Genomic DNA, 15,060 nt, shown 5'->3' with positions numbered 1-15,060 from the left:
CCGGGCGACGCGGGGGCGCGGGCGAGGTACGCACTCACCGGACGCGCGCGACGCTGGGCGAGGCAGGTATGCGTGCTCGTCGCGACTAGATGGATTCAGCTCGACCATGCGCCCGCGCCCGAGCGGACGTCAAGGGTTGTCGATTGCCGCGCGCGGTGACGTTTCGCGAAAGGCGCGTATCGCCGTCGGGCCGGGAAAAGGCACATGGAAGACTCTGTCCCATGCCCCCGCAACGGGCGACTCTCCTACAGGTCGCACAGCGGGCCGGCGTGTCGCGCAGCACGGCGTCCTTCGTCCTCGCCGGACGCCACCTGGACATGCGGATCTCGGAGGACGCCCGGCAACGGGTCCTCCGGGCGGCCCAGGAGCTGGACTACCGGCCCAACCTCATGGCCCGGAGCCTGCGGACGAAGGTCACCAGGACCGTCGCGCTGATCTCCGACACCCTCGCGTCCGATCCGTACGCCGGACGGGCGATCCACGGCAGCCTCGCCGCGGCGGTGGCGCACGACCACCTGCTCTTCATCGGAGAGACCGAGGGCGACTCGGTCGTCGAGGGCAAGCTCATCGCCGACTTCCTGGACCGGCAGGTCGACGCCTTCGTGTACGCCAGCATGTTCACCCGCTACGTCCGGGTGCCGAAACAGCTCAAGGGCCGGCCCGTCGTCCTGCTCAACTGCCTGACCCGGGCCGCGCGGCCGGCGTACCACTCGGTCATCCCGGACGAGGCCGCGGCCGGGCTGAGCGCCGCCCGGACGCTCGTCGGCGCCGGCCACCGCGACGGCATCCACCTGGTCGGGAAGCCGGCCGGCCACCTCTTCGCCGGCCGTGAGCGCCTCGCCGGCATCCGGGACGGCTTCGGCGCCGCCGGTGTCCGGCTCGCCGGGACCATCGAATGCGACTGGTGGCCGGAACCGGCGTACGAGGCGGTGCGGCGCGCCCTGGCCGGCGGGCTCGCCCCGAAGGCGCTGGTCTGCCTGAACGACCGGGTCGCCCTGGGTGCCTACCAGGCGTTGCGCGAGGCGGGCCGGGCCATCCCGGGCGACGTCTCGGTGGTGTCCTTCGACGACTCCGACCTCGCCGCCTGGTTGCGGCCGCAGCTGACCAGCATTGCGCTGCCGCACTACCAGCTCGGCTGGAAGGCGGTCGAACTGCTGCTCGGCGCGGCCCAGGATCCGGCGGTGCACCGGCTGCCCATGCCCGTACGCCTGCGGGCCTCGGTCGGCAAGCCCTGACGCGTTTTCTGTCATAGCTGCGTGGTCTCATTGGTGCCGTGACCTCGACTCCCGCGGCGGTGCGCCGGCCTGCCTACCGGCTGGTGCGCCGCCCCGCACCCGCCGCGGCGGCCCTGCGCCGGGATCCGCTGCAGGAGCACGTCGTGGCGCACACCGACGGTCCGCTGCTGGTCGTCGGCGGTCCGGGCACCGGCAAGACGACGGTGCTCGTCGAGGCGGTCGCCGCGCGCATCGCCGCCGGGACCGACCCGGAGAAGATCCTGGTGCTGACCTTCGGCCGGCGGGGCGCCACGGCCCTGCGCGACCGCATCGAGGCGCGGATCGCCGGCCCGACGTTCCACGAGCCGCTGGTGCGGACCTTCCACGCATATGCCTTCGGCCTGCTCCGGCGCTCCGCCGCCGAGCGTGGCGAGCCGTCGCCCCGGCTGCTCACCGGCCCGGAGCAGGACCTCATCATCCGCGAGCTACTGGAGGCGGTCGGCGACGAGACGGTGCCCGACGCCGTGCGCTGGCCGGACGCGCTGCGTCCGGCCCTGCCGACCCGCGCCTTCGCGCAACAGCTCCGCGACCTCATGCAGCGCGCCGCCGAGCGGGGGATCGGCCCGGTCGAGCTCGCCCGGCTCGGCGAGAAGCTCGGCCGCGACGACTGGCCGGCCGCCGCCCGCTTCCTGAGGGAGTACGTCGCGGTTCTCGCCCTGCGCGACGTGACGACCCGGGGCTCCACCGCGTACGACCCGGCGGAGCTGGTCCGGGCCGCCTCCGGGCTGCTGCGCGACGATCCGGCGCTGCTCGAGGCGGAGCGCCGGCGCCTGGAGTACGTCTACGTCGACGAGCTGGCCGACACCGACCCCGCCCAGATGGAGCTGCTGGCCCTGGTCGCCGGCGGTGGCAAGCCGCTGGTGGCGTTCGGCGACCCGGACTCCTCGATCTACGGCTTCCGGGGCGCGGATCCCGAGGCGGTCAGCGCGTTCCCGGCCCGCTTCCGGACGGCGTCGGGTGCGCTCGCCGAGACGGTCACGCTGCACACGAGCTACCGCAGCGCGCCCGGGCTGCTCACCGCGACGAGCCGGGTCGCGCGCCGGATGCGTGGCCGTGCCGGCCACCGCCGGCTGCACCCCGCGGATCCCCCCGGCGACACCTCGACCCCGCCCCGTGACACTGCGACTCCGCCCCGCGACACTCCGGGCTCGTCCCGTGACACTCCGGGCTCGTCCCGTGACACTCCGGGCTCGTCCCGCGACACTCCGGGTCCGCCGGCCGGCGCTGCGGTGGTGCGCACATTTCGGTCGGCGACCAGTGAGACCGCTTTCATCGCGCATGCGTTGCGCGAGGCCCACCTGCTGCACGGGGTGCCCTGGTCCCGGATGGCCGTGCTGCTGCGCTCGACCAGCCTGCAACTGCCCTCCCTGCAGCGCGGCCTCGCCGCCGCGGGTGTGCCCACGGTGACCCACGCCGAGGATCTGCCGCTGCATCTGCAACCCGCCGTCGCGCCGTTCCTGCTGCTGCTGCGCTGCGCGCTCGAGCCGCGGGCCCTCGACGAGGAGGCCGCGGTCGCCCTGCTGCACTCGCCGCTCGGCGGCGCCGACCCGCTGGCCGAGCGGCGGCTCCGGCAGGGGCTGCGCGCCCTCGCCCTGGCCGCGGGCGACCGCCGGCCCTCCGGCGAGCTGCTCGTCGACGCCGTCCGCGACCCGGCCGGCCTCGACATGGTCGAGCGGCGCTGGGCCACGCCGGCGCAGAACGTGGCCCGGCTCATCGCCATCGCCCGCGAGTCGGCGGCCGCGGCGGGCGCGACGGCGGAGCAGGTGCTCTGGTCCGTCTGGCACGCCAGCGGCCTCGCCGAGCGGTGGTATGCGCTGAGCACCCGCGGCGCCCCGGTCGAGCCCGGCGGCGAGGGCGGCCGGGCGCGCCAGTGGCGGGCGGAGGCCGCCGACCGCGACCTCGACGCGATGGTGGTCCTCTTCGACGCCGCGGCCCGGTTCGTCGACCGGCTGCCCGGCGCGCGCACCGAGGTCTTCCTCGACCACGTTCTCGGTCAGGACCTGCCGGCCGACTCCATCGCCCCCTCGGCCGACCGCGGTGAGGCCGTCCGCCTGCTGACCGCCCACGCCGCCAAGGGCCTGGAGTGGGACGTGGTGGTGCTGGCCGGCGTGCAGGAGGGCATCTGGCCCGACCTGCGGCTGCGCGGCAGCCTGCTCGGCTCGGAGCGCTTGGTCGACGTCATCGCCGGCCGGGCCGCCTCGGGCGCGGCCGCGGTCGTCGGGCAGACGTCGGCCCTGCTCGACGAGGAGCGCCGCCTGTTCTACGTGGCGGCGACCCGGGCCCGGCACCGGCTCGTCGTGACGGCCGTCGCCTCGGCGAGCGTGGGCGGCTCCGACGGCGAGGAACAACCGAGCCGCTTCCTCGCCGAGCTGGCCCTCCCGGACCGCCGCGGCGGCGACGACCCCCCGCCACCCCCGGCGCCGCGCGACCCCCACTCCGGCCCGCCGGATTCCGGCCCACCGGATGCCGGCCCGCCGCGCGCCGACTCCCCGGACGCCGGTCCGCCGGGTTCCGACTCCCCGGACGCCGGTCCGCCGGGTTCCGACTCCCCGGACGCCGGTCCGCCGGGTTCCGACTCCCCGGACGCCGGTCCGCCGGGTTCCGACTCCCCGGACGCCGGTCCGCCCGACTCCGATTCCGGTCTCGGCGCGCCCGCCGGCGCCTGCGATCCCGATCCCGAGGTGCCGGTGGGGCGGCCGCCGCGGGCGCTCACCCTGGCCGCGCTGGTCGCCGAGCTGCGTACCGTCGTCATCGCCGCGGACGCGACGCCCGCCCGGCGGCATGCCGCGGCGGCCGAGCTGGCCCGGCTGGCGAAGGCCGGCGTCCCGGGCGCCCATCCCGACGAATGGTGGGGGCTCAAGCCGCTCTCCGACGACCGCCCGCTGGCCGAGGAGGGCGAGCCGGTCAAGGTGACCCCGTCCGCCATGGAGAGCGCACTGCGGTGCAGCCTGCGCTGGCTCCTGGAACGCCACGGCGGGGCGGCGCCCGCCGGGCCCGCCCAGGGCGTCGGCAACCTCGTGCACGCCGCCGCCATGCTCGCGGAGGACGCGAACGCCGACCGCGAGCGCCTCGTCGAGTACGTCTCCGCGCGCTTCGACGCGATCGAGCTGGCCGCGCGCTGGCTGGCCGGGCCGGAACAGGAACGCGCCCAGGGCATGGTCGACAAGCTGCTGCGCTGGCTCGCCCGCAACCCGCGCCGGCTGCTCGCCATCGAGCACGAGTTCACCGTGCGCCTCGGCGACGAGTCCCGGCCCATCCAGCTCACCGGCCGGGTCGACCGCCTGGAGATCGACGAGCAGGGCCGCCTCGTGGTGATCGACCTCAAGACCGGCAAGAGCACCGCCGTCTCGGCCGGCGAGGTCGAGGAGCACGCCCAGCTCGCCGGCTACCAGGCCGCCGTGGACGCGGGCGCGTTCGAGGCGCTCGCCGAGGGCGCCGAGAGCGGTGGCGCGGCCCTGGTGCAGCTCGGGCCCAGCAAGGAGGCGCGCGAGCAGCTGCAGCTTCCGCTCGCCGAGGCCGAGGACCCGCACTGGGCGTACGCGATGGTCCGCCGCACCGCCGACACCATGGCCGCCGCCACCTTCTCCGCGGTCGCCAATGCGAAATGCCGGGTCTGTCCCGTCCGGACGAGCTGCCCGATCAGCGGCCAGGGCCGCCAGGTCGTCGAGCCCGGCCCACCCCCGGCGGAGAGCCGATGACGCAGCCCAGCCTGTTCGCCGACGCCACGCCGCGGCCGCGGCGGCGGGCCGACTCCGGGCCCCGCTACACGCCGGTCGAGCTCGCGAAGCTGCTCCGGCTGCACGCGCCCACCCCGGAACAGGCCGCGATCATCGCGGCACCGGTCGAGCCGCTGCTGGTCGTCGCGGGTGCGGGCTCCGGGAAGACCGAGACGATGGCGTCGCGGGTGGTCTGGCTCGTCGCCAACGGGTACGCCCACCCCGACGAGATCCTCGGCCTGACCTTCACCCGCAAGGCCGCCGGCGAGCTGGCCCACCGCGTCCGGACCCGGCTCGGCCAGCTCGTGCGCCGCCTGGGGCAGCAGGACGCGCTCGCCGGGGAGCCGACGGTCGCGACCTACCACTCGTACGCGGCCCGCATCGTCACCGAGCACGGCCTGCGCGCCGGGTACGAGCCGTCCGCCCGGTTGCTCACCGAGGCCGCCCGGTGGCAGATCGTGGACTCGCTCGTCCGGTCGTACACCGGGGAGATGACCGGCCTCAACCGCGCCCCCGGCACGGTGACCGACGACGTGCTCGCGCTCGCCGGCGAGCTCGCCGAGCACCTGGTCACGCCGGACGACCTCGCCACCTGGACCGGTCGTTTCTTCGCCGAGGTGCAGTCCCTGCCCGGCCGGGTCTACAAGGACGTCGCCGACGCGCTGCACCGCCAACGGCAGCGGCTCACCCTGCTGCCCCTGGTTCGCCTCTACGACCAGCGCAAACTCGACATCGAGGCGATGGACTTCGGCGACCAGCTGGCCCGTGCGGCGCGCGTCGCCCGGGACCATCCCGAGGTCGGCGAGATCGAACGCGGCCGCTACAAGATCGTGCTCCTCGACGAGTACCAGGACACCAGCCACGCGCAGGTGGTGCTGCTCAACGCGCTCTTCGGCGGCTGCCACCCGGTCACCGCGGTCGGCGACCCGTGCCAGTCCATCTACGGCTGGCGGGGCGCGTCCGCGGGCACCCTCGACCGCTTCCCGGCCGAGTTCACCGGCCCCGGCGGACGCGAGGCCTGGGTGCTGAACCTGACCCGGAGCTGGCGCAACCGCCCGGAGATCCTCCAGGTCGCCAACGCCCTGTCGCGGCCGCTGCGCGCCGCCGGCGCCCGCGTCGCCGAGCTCATCCCGGCCCAGCGGGTGGCCGATCGGGTCGGCGGGCGTACGGTCGCCTGCGCGCTGCTGAGCACGTACGCGGAGGAAGCGCGGTGGATCGCCGGCTCGATGCTGGCCGCGTGGCGCGCGGCCGCCCGGCTGCCGGACGCGCTCGCCGCGGACATCCCGCTCGACCGGCGGCCGACCAGCGCGGTGCTGGTCCGCGTCCGCAGCCAGATCCCGGCGATCGAGGAGGCGCTGCGCGCGGCCGGCCTGCCGGTCGAGGTGGTCGGCCTCGGCGGCCTGCTCGACACCCCGGAGGTCCGCGACGTCGTCTGCACGCTGCGGGTGCTGGCCGACCCGACCGACGGCGCGGCGCTGCTGCGGCTGCTCACCGGCGCCCGCTGGCGCATCGGCCCCCGGGACCTGGTGGCCCTGCACCGCCGGGCCCGGGCCATCGCCGCGGCCCGGGCCTCCGCCACGACCGTCCCCCGGCCGGGCGCCGGCGGCGAGGAGGACCCGCAGCAGATCGTGGGGGACCGGCTCGACGACGCCACGCTGGTCGAGGCGATGGCCGACCTCGGTGCGCCCCAGCAGTTCTCGCAGGAGGGGTACGCGCGGCTGCGGGCGTACGGCAGGGAACTGGCCGAGCTGCGGCACCGCCTGGACCAACCGCTGCCCGACCTGGTCGCCGACATCGAGCGCACCATCGGCCTGGACGTCGAGGTGGCCGTCCGGGGCTGGGGCGCGGGCGACGCCGGCCTGGCCCGCGGTCACCTGGACGCGCTCGGCGACGTCGCGGCCCGCTATGCGGGCGACACCGACGGCGGCACCATCGCGGGCTTCCTCGCCTTTCTCGCCGCGGCCGAGGAGGAGGAGCGCGGCCTCGCCCCCGGCCAGGTCGACGTGGTCGAGGGCGCCGTGCAGGTGCTGACCGCGCACGCGGCCAAGGGCCTGGAATGGGACGTCGTCTCGGTGGCGGGCCTCACCAGGAACGTCTGGCCCGGCGTCACCCGCGGCTCCGACAACTATCTGGGCGGCATCGGCGTGCTGCCGTTCCCGCTGCGCGGCGACGCCTCGGGCCTGCCCGCGCTGGACCTGTCCGAAGCGGTGGACCAGAAGGACGCGGCGGGAGCTCTGGCCGCCTTCGGCCGGGCCTGGCGGGAGCACGACGAGCGGGAAGAGCGGCGGCTTGCGTACGTGGCGGTGACCCGTCCCCGGCGGCTCCTGCTCGCCTCGGGCTACTGGTGGGGCGACGGGGTGAAGCGGCCCCGCGGCCCGTCGGTCTTCCTGGAGGAGATCCGGGAGACCTGCCTCGCCGGCGCGGGCACGGTCGAGCACTGGGAACCGGAGCCCGCGGGCGACGCCACCAACCCGTCGGCCGAGCTGGTGGCGACGGCGGAGTGGCCGTCCGACCCGCTGGGGCCCCGCCGCCCGGCGATGGCGGCCGCGGCCGATCTGATCCGGCGCATGATCGCGGCGCCGACACCGGAGACGGCCGCGACGTTCGCCGAGCTGGCGGAGGAGGACGCGGAGCTGGGCTCCCGGGCGGGAGTGGCCGCCGACCTGGCCGGCCTCGCCGGTCCGGGCTCGCCCCCGTCGCCGACCGGTGCGTCCGCGCCCTCGGGTGGTGCGTCTTCGCCGTCGGCCGCGGGGGAGGATCCGGATATCTCGCGGTGGCGGCGGGAGGCTGCGCTCCTGCTGGCCGAGCGCGAGGAGCGCGCCCGGCGCGACGGTCCGCTGGAGGTCTCCCTCCCGCCGCATCTGTCGGTCTCCCAGCTCGTCGTGCTCCGCCGCGACCCGCAACTGCTGGCCCGGTCGCTGCGCCGCCCCTTGCCGCAACGCCCCGCCCCGTACGCCCGGCGCGGCACGGCGTTCCACGCCTGGCTGGAACGGCGCTTCGGCGCGGTCCGGCTGCTCGACGTCGACGAACTGCCCGGCGCCGCCGACGACGACGCGGCAGCGGACGAGGAGCTGGCGGCCCTGCAGGAGGCCTTCCTGGCCGGCGAATGGGCCGGCCGGACGCCGGTCGAGGTCGAGGTGCCGTTCGCCACCACGGTGGCCGGCGTCGTGATCCGGGGCCGGATGGACGCGGTCTTCGCCGAGCCCGGCGGCCGCTACGACGTGATCGACTGGAAGACCGGCCGGCGCCCCACGACCGCCGACGCCGCCGCGGCGACGGTGCAGCTCGCGGCGTACCGGCTCGCGTGGGCGGCGCTGGCGGGCGTCCCGGTGTCGCGGGTGCGGGCCGGCTTCCACTACGTCCGCGACGGCGTGACCGTACGCCCGGCCGACCTGCTGGATGCCGACGGCCTGGCCGCGTTGATCACCGAGCTGCCCGAGCCGGCCCCGGCTCCCGGTAGGGGTGGCAACGCCGTCGAGGCCTCATCCGCAGGTGGCGGGCAGGCCTGAGACGGCGGCTTCCTTCCCGTTGGCGGCGGTGCGGCTCACCCAGGCGGGTGACTTCGGCTCCGTAGCGGGGCTCCGCTCTGCGCAGCGACCGGAACACTCCGCCGGGCAGTGCGGCGGAGCTGGTCCTCGCGGGGAAGCCACGTCGTCGGGCGCCCACCCGCGGTGCCGTTGAAGCCGATCACCTGCCCCTCCGGCACCGCAGACACGTCGACCGTCATCGTGCTCAGTGGGAACAGCTCGTCGCCGAGGCCCGGTTCAGGAGGACGAAACGGTCATCTAGCCCGGTTCCACGCCGGTCCCGCCTGCTGGAGGACCCGCGCCACTTGTACGCCGATCACGGCCAGGACGCCTCCACCGTGCTAGGCTCCTTGGCGTTGTCAGTTTGGTTCCCAAGTACTCAGGAGCGCCTGTGGGGAAGTCTGCCCCAGGCGCTCTTTGTCGTAACCCGGGTTTCTCCGGTACGGGCGATCAGTACGGCGACACGAGTCCCGCAAAAAACGGGTCTTACCACCTCGCTCCCGTCCATAATGGCCAGGAGCGATCGACCGTCGAGGAGACGAGCATGGTTACCGGCGTTGTGAAGTGGTTCAACGCGGACAAGGGCTTCGGGTTCATCACCCCGGACGACGGCGGCGCCGACGTCTTCGCCCACTTCTCCGCGATCCAGACCTCGGGTTACCGGAGCCTGGACGAGAACCAGCGGGTGGAGTTCGAGGTCACCCAGGGCCAGAAGGGCCCGCAGGCGGCCAACATCCGTCCGCTCTGATCACAGCCTCACGCTGAGCTAGGCGCCGGCCCCCCGCGGGCGGCCGGCGCCTACCTGCATCCGAACAAGCACCGCCCCCAAAGCGAACGCCGCGCCGCCCCTCAAAGCGGGCGCCGCACCGCTCGCATAGCGAGCGCCGCACCGCTCACAAAGCGAGCGCCGCACCGCTCACAAAGCGAGCGCGACGCCGCGCACGGCCGAGCGCCGCGCCGTGCCTGGCCGAGCGCCGAGCCGCCCACGACCGCGCGCCGCGCTGACGGGATACTGCTCTCGAGAGTCTGAGCGAGCGCCCCGTCTGGCGGGCGCCGCGTTCGAGCGGCGTCGTGCCTGATGGCCGCCCTCGCGGCGACCGCCCTGGGCCGACGCCGGGCGCCGTCACGCCGCCCGGCGTGGCGGGTCGCCGATCTCCTCCGGCCGCGGCGCCGTGCCGCCCATGTGGGCCGGTAGCCACCAGCGGTCGTCCGGCCCGCTCGGCTGCTCCGGGTACGCCTGCTGCGCCTCGTCCAGCAACACGGTCAGCCGCTCGTGCAGCTCCGTCGTCGTGGACTCCGTGGTGCTGTCCTCACGGTCCGGGATCGGGTCGCCGATCTTGATGATGACCGGGATGTGGCGCCGGGTCAGCTCCTTCTTGCGGCCCTTGGTCCAGAGCCGGTGCGGTCCCCACACCGCCATCGGGATCAGCGGGACCGCCGCCGCGCGGGCCAGCCGGGCCGCCCCCGACTTCAGGGCCTTCACCGTGAAGGACTCGCTGATCGTCGCCTCCGGGAAGACGCCGACCACCTCGCCGTTCTTCAGCGCCGTTTCGGCCTCGTGGAATGCCGCATTCCCGGCCTTGCGGTCGACCGGAATATGCCGCATTCCACGCATCAGCGGCCCGCTCACCTTGTGGTCGAAGACCGACTTCTTCGCCATGAAGCGGACGAGGCGTTTCGCGGGCTGGGCGCCGAGGCCGCAGAAGATGAAATCCAGGTAGCTGACGTGGTTGCTTGCCAGCACCGCCCCGCCGGCCGAGGGGATGTGGTGCGCGCCGTCGACCTGGATCTTCAGGTCCAGCACTCGGAACATCGTCTTGGCGAGACCGACGACCGGGGGATACACGATTTCCATTCGGTCACGGTACCGGCGTTCGATGAATTCTTCCTGGGAGGAGGGCAACCGATCACGGGGTCCGGAACGTCTTATGGGTGACCGCGCTGAATCGCGCCGAGGAAGGCGCCGCCTGGGAGGCCCCGCATGCACACCGTGTCCGCACGCCGCGAACTGGCACTGGTGTTCGCGCTCGCGGTCCTCGGCGTGGCGCTGGTGCTCGTCGTCGCCTTCGCACCCTGGTACGGACCGCTGGACTACGGCGGCGCCACCCCGGCGATAGTCGAGACCACCCCGCCGCCCCCGGCGATGGTCGTGGACGCGGTCTCCACCGGCTGACATCGTTGTCGAGCCCACGATGCCCCGCGGCCATCGAGGCCACGACGCCCCGCGGCCGTGGGCCCACGATGCCCCGCGGCCGTAGACCCATGACGCCCCGCGGCCGTCGGGTCGCGCGGCGCCTGCGGTCGTCGGGCCCACGGGACCCCGTCGACACCCGAGGTGGTGTTCACTGGAGTGATGTCCGAGGGCACGCAGACTTCCACCGCCTGGTCGCGGCAGGGTGGTCCGTGGGCCTCCGGCATGGTCATCGTTCCGGGCACGGCCCCGCTGCTCCCGCCACCGGAGGAACCGCCGCGCAAGGACGACGGCCCGCAGCGCCACAAGCGCCAGATGATGGTTTTCGCGGGGATCGCCGGCGCGATCCTGGCGATCGGTCTGACCGTCATCCTCGTCGTCGGACTGACCTCGGAGGGCGATCCGTTCGGCAGCAAGGCCGCCGCCCCCTCCGAGGTCCGCCCGCCGCTCGCCCAGATGTGTCCCGCGCCCACCGTGCCGCCGAGCCAGGGCCCGACCGCCCCGCCGGCCCAGGCGCCGCCCCCGACCGGCGAGCGGACCACCGACTCCGAGGCGGGCATCTCCTACCGCAGATACGGCGCCCCGTGGCAGCCGTGGAACACCACCTGGCGGGCGGGCACGCTGCAGGTGCCGTACAAGGTCGGTCAGCATTTCATCACCGAGCAGTACAGCCTCGGTACGTACCATGCCTCGATCCTGTCGGCGGCGGTGCCGGCGGCGGACAACGACGCCGTGACCCTCAACCTGGAGTGCGTCGGCCGGCAGGTGGCCGCCGATGTGCGTGCGGAGTACTACCCGCAGCCCAACCGGTTGGAGCAGCTGCGGGACGAGATGACCACGCTGGGCGGGCGGCCGGCGTGGCTCAGCGAGTTCCGGCTGCACTTCCAGCAGCCGGGACTCACCGTGACGAACGAGCGCTCGGCGGTGGCGATCATCGATGTGGGCAAACCGACGGCGGCCGTGCTGTACGTGTCGATTCCCGGCACGCACCAGCAGTTCGACTACGTGATCGACGACGTCCTGAAGTCCGTGCGCCCGCTCTGAGCGCCGATCAGGAGCCGGTCAGGCCCCACCGCTTGCGCAGGGCGTTGTCCGCGGCGTTGAAGAGCACGTCGATCAGGATGCCGATCACCAGCACGACGATGATGAAGCAGATCACCAGGCTCGACTCGTTGAGATCCCGGGCCTGCTGCATCCGTACGCCGATCGACAGCGCGCCCGGCACGATGACGAGCAGCTCGCCCGCCATCAGGCTGCGCCAGGAGAACGCCCAGCCCTGTTTCAGCCCGGAGATGAACGACGGCAGCGACGCCGGCAGGATCAGGTGGCGGTACTTGGCGAAGCCTTTCATGCCCAGCACCTGCCCCACCCGCAGCCAGGTGCGCGGTACGTAGTCGATGCCGCTGATGAGTCCGTTGGCCACCGACGGGGCGGCACCGATCACGACGACGAACATGATGGCGCTCTCGCTGATCTGGAAGAGCAGGATGGCCAGCGGGAACCACATGATCGACGGCATGGTCTGCAGGCCCGTGATGAGCGAGCCGATCGCCGCGCGCAACGGGGCGAACCGGGAGACCGCCGCGCCGACGACCGTGCCGATGGCCACGGCCAGGGCGAAGCCGGTCAGCGCCCGGATCATGGTCAGGCGTACGCCGTCCCAGAACGCCGCGGTGGTGACCACGTCGGCCAGGTCCGTGAAGACCGTGAGCGGGCCGGGCAGCACGTAGATCGGCTTCCACTCCGCCCAGACCACGAGCTGCCAGGCGGCGAGCACGATGGCGATCGCCAGCAGCTTGGGCCAGGCGCTGCGCCAGATCCGGATGCCGAGGGCGGGCCGTTCGCTCGTGCCGCCCAGCTCGAGGGCGTCCAGCCCGGTGACCCGGTCGGCCGCGTCGGAGTCCCGCCGCGCCGTGGGGATCTCAGCCTGCATGGCGGGCCACCTCCGCGCGGAGCCGGTCGGTGATCTCGGCGGCCTGGCCGGCCACCTCGGGGGAGTCGATGCGCCGGGGCCGCTCGTGGGTCACCGGGAAGTCCTCGATGACCCGGCCGGGGCGGCTGCTCAGCAGGATCACCCGGTCGCCCAGGCGCACCGCCTCGCGGACGTTGTGCGTGACGAACAGGACCGTGAGCTGCTGCTCGCGCCAGATCCGCTCGAGCTCGTCGTGCAGGATGTCGCGGGTCATCGCGTCGAGGGCGCCGAACGGCTCGTCCATCAGCAGGATGTCCGCGTCCTGGGCGAGGGCGCGGGCCAGGGCGACGCGCTGGCGCATGCCGCCGGAGAGCTCGTGCGGCCGCTTGTCGCCGAAGCCCTTCAGCCGCACGATGTCCAGCAGCTGCGCGGCGCGCCGCCGGCGTTCGGCCTTGCCGATGCCGCGCAGCCGCATGGGCAGCTCCACGTTGCCGGTGACCGACAGCCAGGGGAACAGGGCCGCCTCCTGGAACATCAGGGAGACGTGCCGCCCGCCGGTGTCCAGGGTGCCGCCGCTGATCCGGTCGAGGCCCGCGACGAGGGAGAGCAGCGTGCTCTTGCCGCAGCCGGACGCGCCCAGCAGGCACACGAACTCGCCCTTGCGTACGGTCAGCGAGACCTTGTCCAGGGCCAGCAGGGCGCTGCCGCCGGAGCCGTACCGCTTGGAGACGTGGTCGAGGCGCACGACCTCGGTTCGGAGATCTGTTGCTTCCGCGATGCTCATGATTTCTCCGCGGGTGAGTGGTGGTCAGGCGGCCGCGTCGCTGACCGCGGGCTGACCGTCGGCCTTGAGCAGCTCGTTGAGCGGGCCGAGGTCGTAGATCCCCTTGAGGTCGACGGGCTTGAGCAGACCGACGTCCTCCGCGTGCTTGGCGCTGGTGTAGAGCGAGGACGCGATCGGGTCGTTGGTGAAGGTCAGGTTCTGGAAGGCGGCGGAGAGGATCTCGTCCTTGAGCGGCTTGCCGGACAGCGCGGCGAGCTGCTCGTTGACGGCCTTCTGGGCTGCGGCCTTGTCGCCGGCGATGTACTTCTCCGCGGCGATGTGACCCTGCAGCAGCTTCTTGACCGTGTCCGGGTGTTCCTTGAGGAACTCCTGCTTGACGATCAGGTGGGTGGTGACGAACTGCCCGCCCGGCCACAGGTCCTTCTCGTTGACCAGGATCTTGCCCTTGGACTCGAGCACCATGCGGCTCAGGTTGGGCTCGGGCACCCAGGCGCCGTCGATGGCGCCCTGGGCGAACGCCTGCACGGCGGTCGCGTTGTCCTGCGGCAGCACCGACACGTCACCGCCGCCCTGCTGGTCGGCGGTGAGGCCGTTCTGCTTCAGCCAGGCGCGCAGGGCGACGTCCTGGGTGTTGCCCAGCTGCGGCGTGGCGATCTTCTTGCCCTTGAGATCGGCGGGGGAGTTGATGCCCTCCTTGACGACCAGGCCGGCGCCGCCGGAGGTGCTGCCCGCGATGATCTTCAGCGCGGTGCCCTTGGAGGTGGCCCAGCCGTTGATGGCCGGGTTCGGCCCGATGTACGTGGCGTCGACCGCCCCGGAGAACAGCGCCTCGATGGCGGCCGGGCCGGCGTTGAAGGTCTTCGCCTCGAACGTGGTGCTGCCCAGCGCCTGCTGGTAGAGGCCGTTCTTGACGCCGATCAGCGCGGGCGCGTGGGTGATGTTCGGGAAGTAGCCCAGCCGCAGGCTGGTGGCCTCGCCACCGGCGCCCGCGGCGTCGTCGCCGCAGGCGGTGAGGGTGGTGGCCGAGACCAGGGCGGCGGCCGCCAGGGCCAGCGCACGGAGGGTACGGGAGCTCATGCTCACTCCTAGATGGTGGGTAGCGCAGGAACGGCGAGTTCGGCGAGGGTGCGGTTGTCGACGACTCCCTCGATGGCCTCTTCCACCGCGAGCCAGACGTCCCTCAGGCCGGTCGCGACCCCGCGGTACGTCGTGGTCGTGGTGGGCAGGCCGCGGACCGTGGTCAAGGCGCCGCCGGAGGCGCGGACCACGTCGCCCACGGTGACCTCCTCGGCCGGCCGGGCCAGGGCGTATCCGCCGTCGACGCCGCGGTGGCTGTGCAGCAGGCCGGCGCGGCGCAGGTCGAGCAGGATGCCCTGGAGGAAGCTGAGCGGGATGTCCTGGGCGGCGGCCAAATCGGCGGCCTTGACCAGGTGTGGGTGGTCGGCGGCGATCGCCAGCATGGCCCGGACGGCGTAGTCGGTGCGTGCCGAGACGTACACGGGGGATGTCCTCTCGGTCCGGCGGTGCGAAACTCTGCTTTCTCTATCTGATGGATGGGAATAGTGGATCAGATCGGAATAGGGCGTCAAGCCCCGACCGCATGATGGGAAGGCGGTCACCCGAAACGGGGACTCGAAAAAAGCGCACGAAAGCCGC

General features: G+C 73.6%; 11 protein-coding genes. 6 read left to right on the top strand and 5 right to left on the bottom strand.

The genetic code is table 11. The annotated features are described in order from the left end of the window. Positions 1–221 precede the first annotated feature (221 nt). The 4 genes from IEY99_RS01935 (at position 222) to cspE (ending at position 9,265) form a co-directional block, all read left to right on the top strand. Positions 222–1,235, top strand: coding sequence for a LacI family DNA-binding transcriptional regulator (locus IEY99_RS01935; protein ID WP_189198913.1), 1,014 nt, complete (start codon positions 222–224; stop codon positions 1,233–1,235). Between the two features lie 38 nt (positions 1,236–1,273). Beyond that, positions 1,274–4,972, top strand: coding sequence for an ATP-dependent helicase (locus IEY99_RS01930; RefSeq protein WP_189198912.1), 3,699 nt, complete (start codon positions 1,274–1,276; stop codon positions 4,970–4,972). Beyond that, a complete protein-coding gene (locus IEY99_RS01925) occupies positions 4,969–8,499 on the top strand; it encodes an ATP-dependent helicase (RefSeq protein WP_189198911.1) in 3,531 nt (1,176 codons plus the stop codon). The genes IEY99_RS01930 and IEY99_RS01925 overlap by 4 nt, the downstream gene beginning before the upstream one ends. A 562-nt stretch (positions 8,500–9,061) precedes the next feature. Beyond that, entirely contained in the window at positions 9,062–9,265 is a 204-nt protein-coding gene (cspE, locus tag IEY99_RS01920; RefSeq protein ID WP_015625344.1) for a transcription antiterminator/RNA stability regulator CspE, read from the top strand. Positions 9,266–9,640: 375 nt separating this feature from the next. Here the strand turns inward: cspE and IEY99_RS01915 are convergent, their stop codons facing one another. Continuing rightward, positions 9,641–10,372: a lysophospholipid acyltransferase family protein gene (locus IEY99_RS01915; RefSeq protein ID WP_189198910.1), complete on the bottom strand. Its 732-nt coding sequence runs from the start codon at positions 10,370–10,372 to the stop codon at positions 9,641–9,643. Positions 10,373–10,498: 126 nt separating this feature from the next. Here IEY99_RS01915 and IEY99_RS01910 point away from each other — a divergent pair, with 126 nt between their 5' ends. Then, a complete protein-coding gene (locus IEY99_RS01910; RefSeq protein ID WP_189198909.1) occupies positions 10,499–10,690 on the top strand; it encodes a hypothetical protein in 192 nt (63 codons plus the stop codon). A gap of 180 nt (positions 10,691–10,870) precedes the next feature. Continuing rightward, positions 10,871–11,752: a hypothetical protein gene (locus IEY99_RS01905; RefSeq protein ID WP_189198908.1), complete on the top strand. Its 882-nt coding sequence runs from the start codon at positions 10,871–10,873 to the stop codon at positions 11,750–11,752. A gap of 7 nt (positions 11,753–11,759) precedes the next feature. On the opposite strand, the gene IEY99_RS01900 is transcribed toward IEY99_RS01905, so the two are convergent. Genes IEY99_RS01900 through IEY99_RS01885 form a run of 4 tightly spaced genes read right to left on the bottom strand, consistent with a single transcriptional unit; the run spans position 11,760 to position 14,903 of the window. After that, positions 11,760–12,641, bottom strand: a complete 882-nt coding sequence (locus IEY99_RS01900; RefSeq protein ID WP_189198907.1) for an ABC transporter permease — start codon at positions 12,639–12,641, stop codon at positions 11,760–11,762. After that, positions 12,631–13,404, bottom strand: coding sequence for an ABC transporter ATP-binding protein (locus tag IEY99_RS01895; protein ID WP_189198906.1), 774 nt, complete (start codon positions 13,402–13,404; stop codon positions 12,631–12,633). Before IEY99_RS01895 ends, IEY99_RS01900 begins: the two co-directional genes overlap by 11 nt. A 24-nt stretch (positions 13,405–13,428) precedes the next feature. Next, entirely contained in the window at positions 13,429–14,481 is a 1,053-nt protein-coding gene (locus IEY99_RS01890; RefSeq protein ID WP_189198905.1) for an ABC transporter substrate-binding protein, read from the bottom strand. Between the two features lie 8 nt (positions 14,482–14,489). Continuing rightward, positions 14,490–14,903 carry an RrF2 family transcriptional regulator gene (locus IEY99_RS01885; protein ID WP_189198904.1) on the bottom strand — a complete coding sequence of 138 codons (414 nt, stop codon included), beginning with the start codon at positions 14,901–14,903 and terminating at the stop codon, positions 14,490–14,492. Positions 14,904–15,060 lie beyond the last annotated feature (157 nt).

It is taken from the genome of Couchioplanes azureus (genome assembly GCF_014648355.1).
In the GTDB taxonomy this organism is placed as follows: domain Bacteria; phylum Actinomycetota; class Actinomycetes; order Mycobacteriales; family Micromonosporaceae; genus Actinoplanes; species Actinoplanes azureus.
The sequence above is the reverse complement of the archived record's forward strand: the minus strand, read 5'-3'. Positions and strand labels throughout refer to the sequence as shown.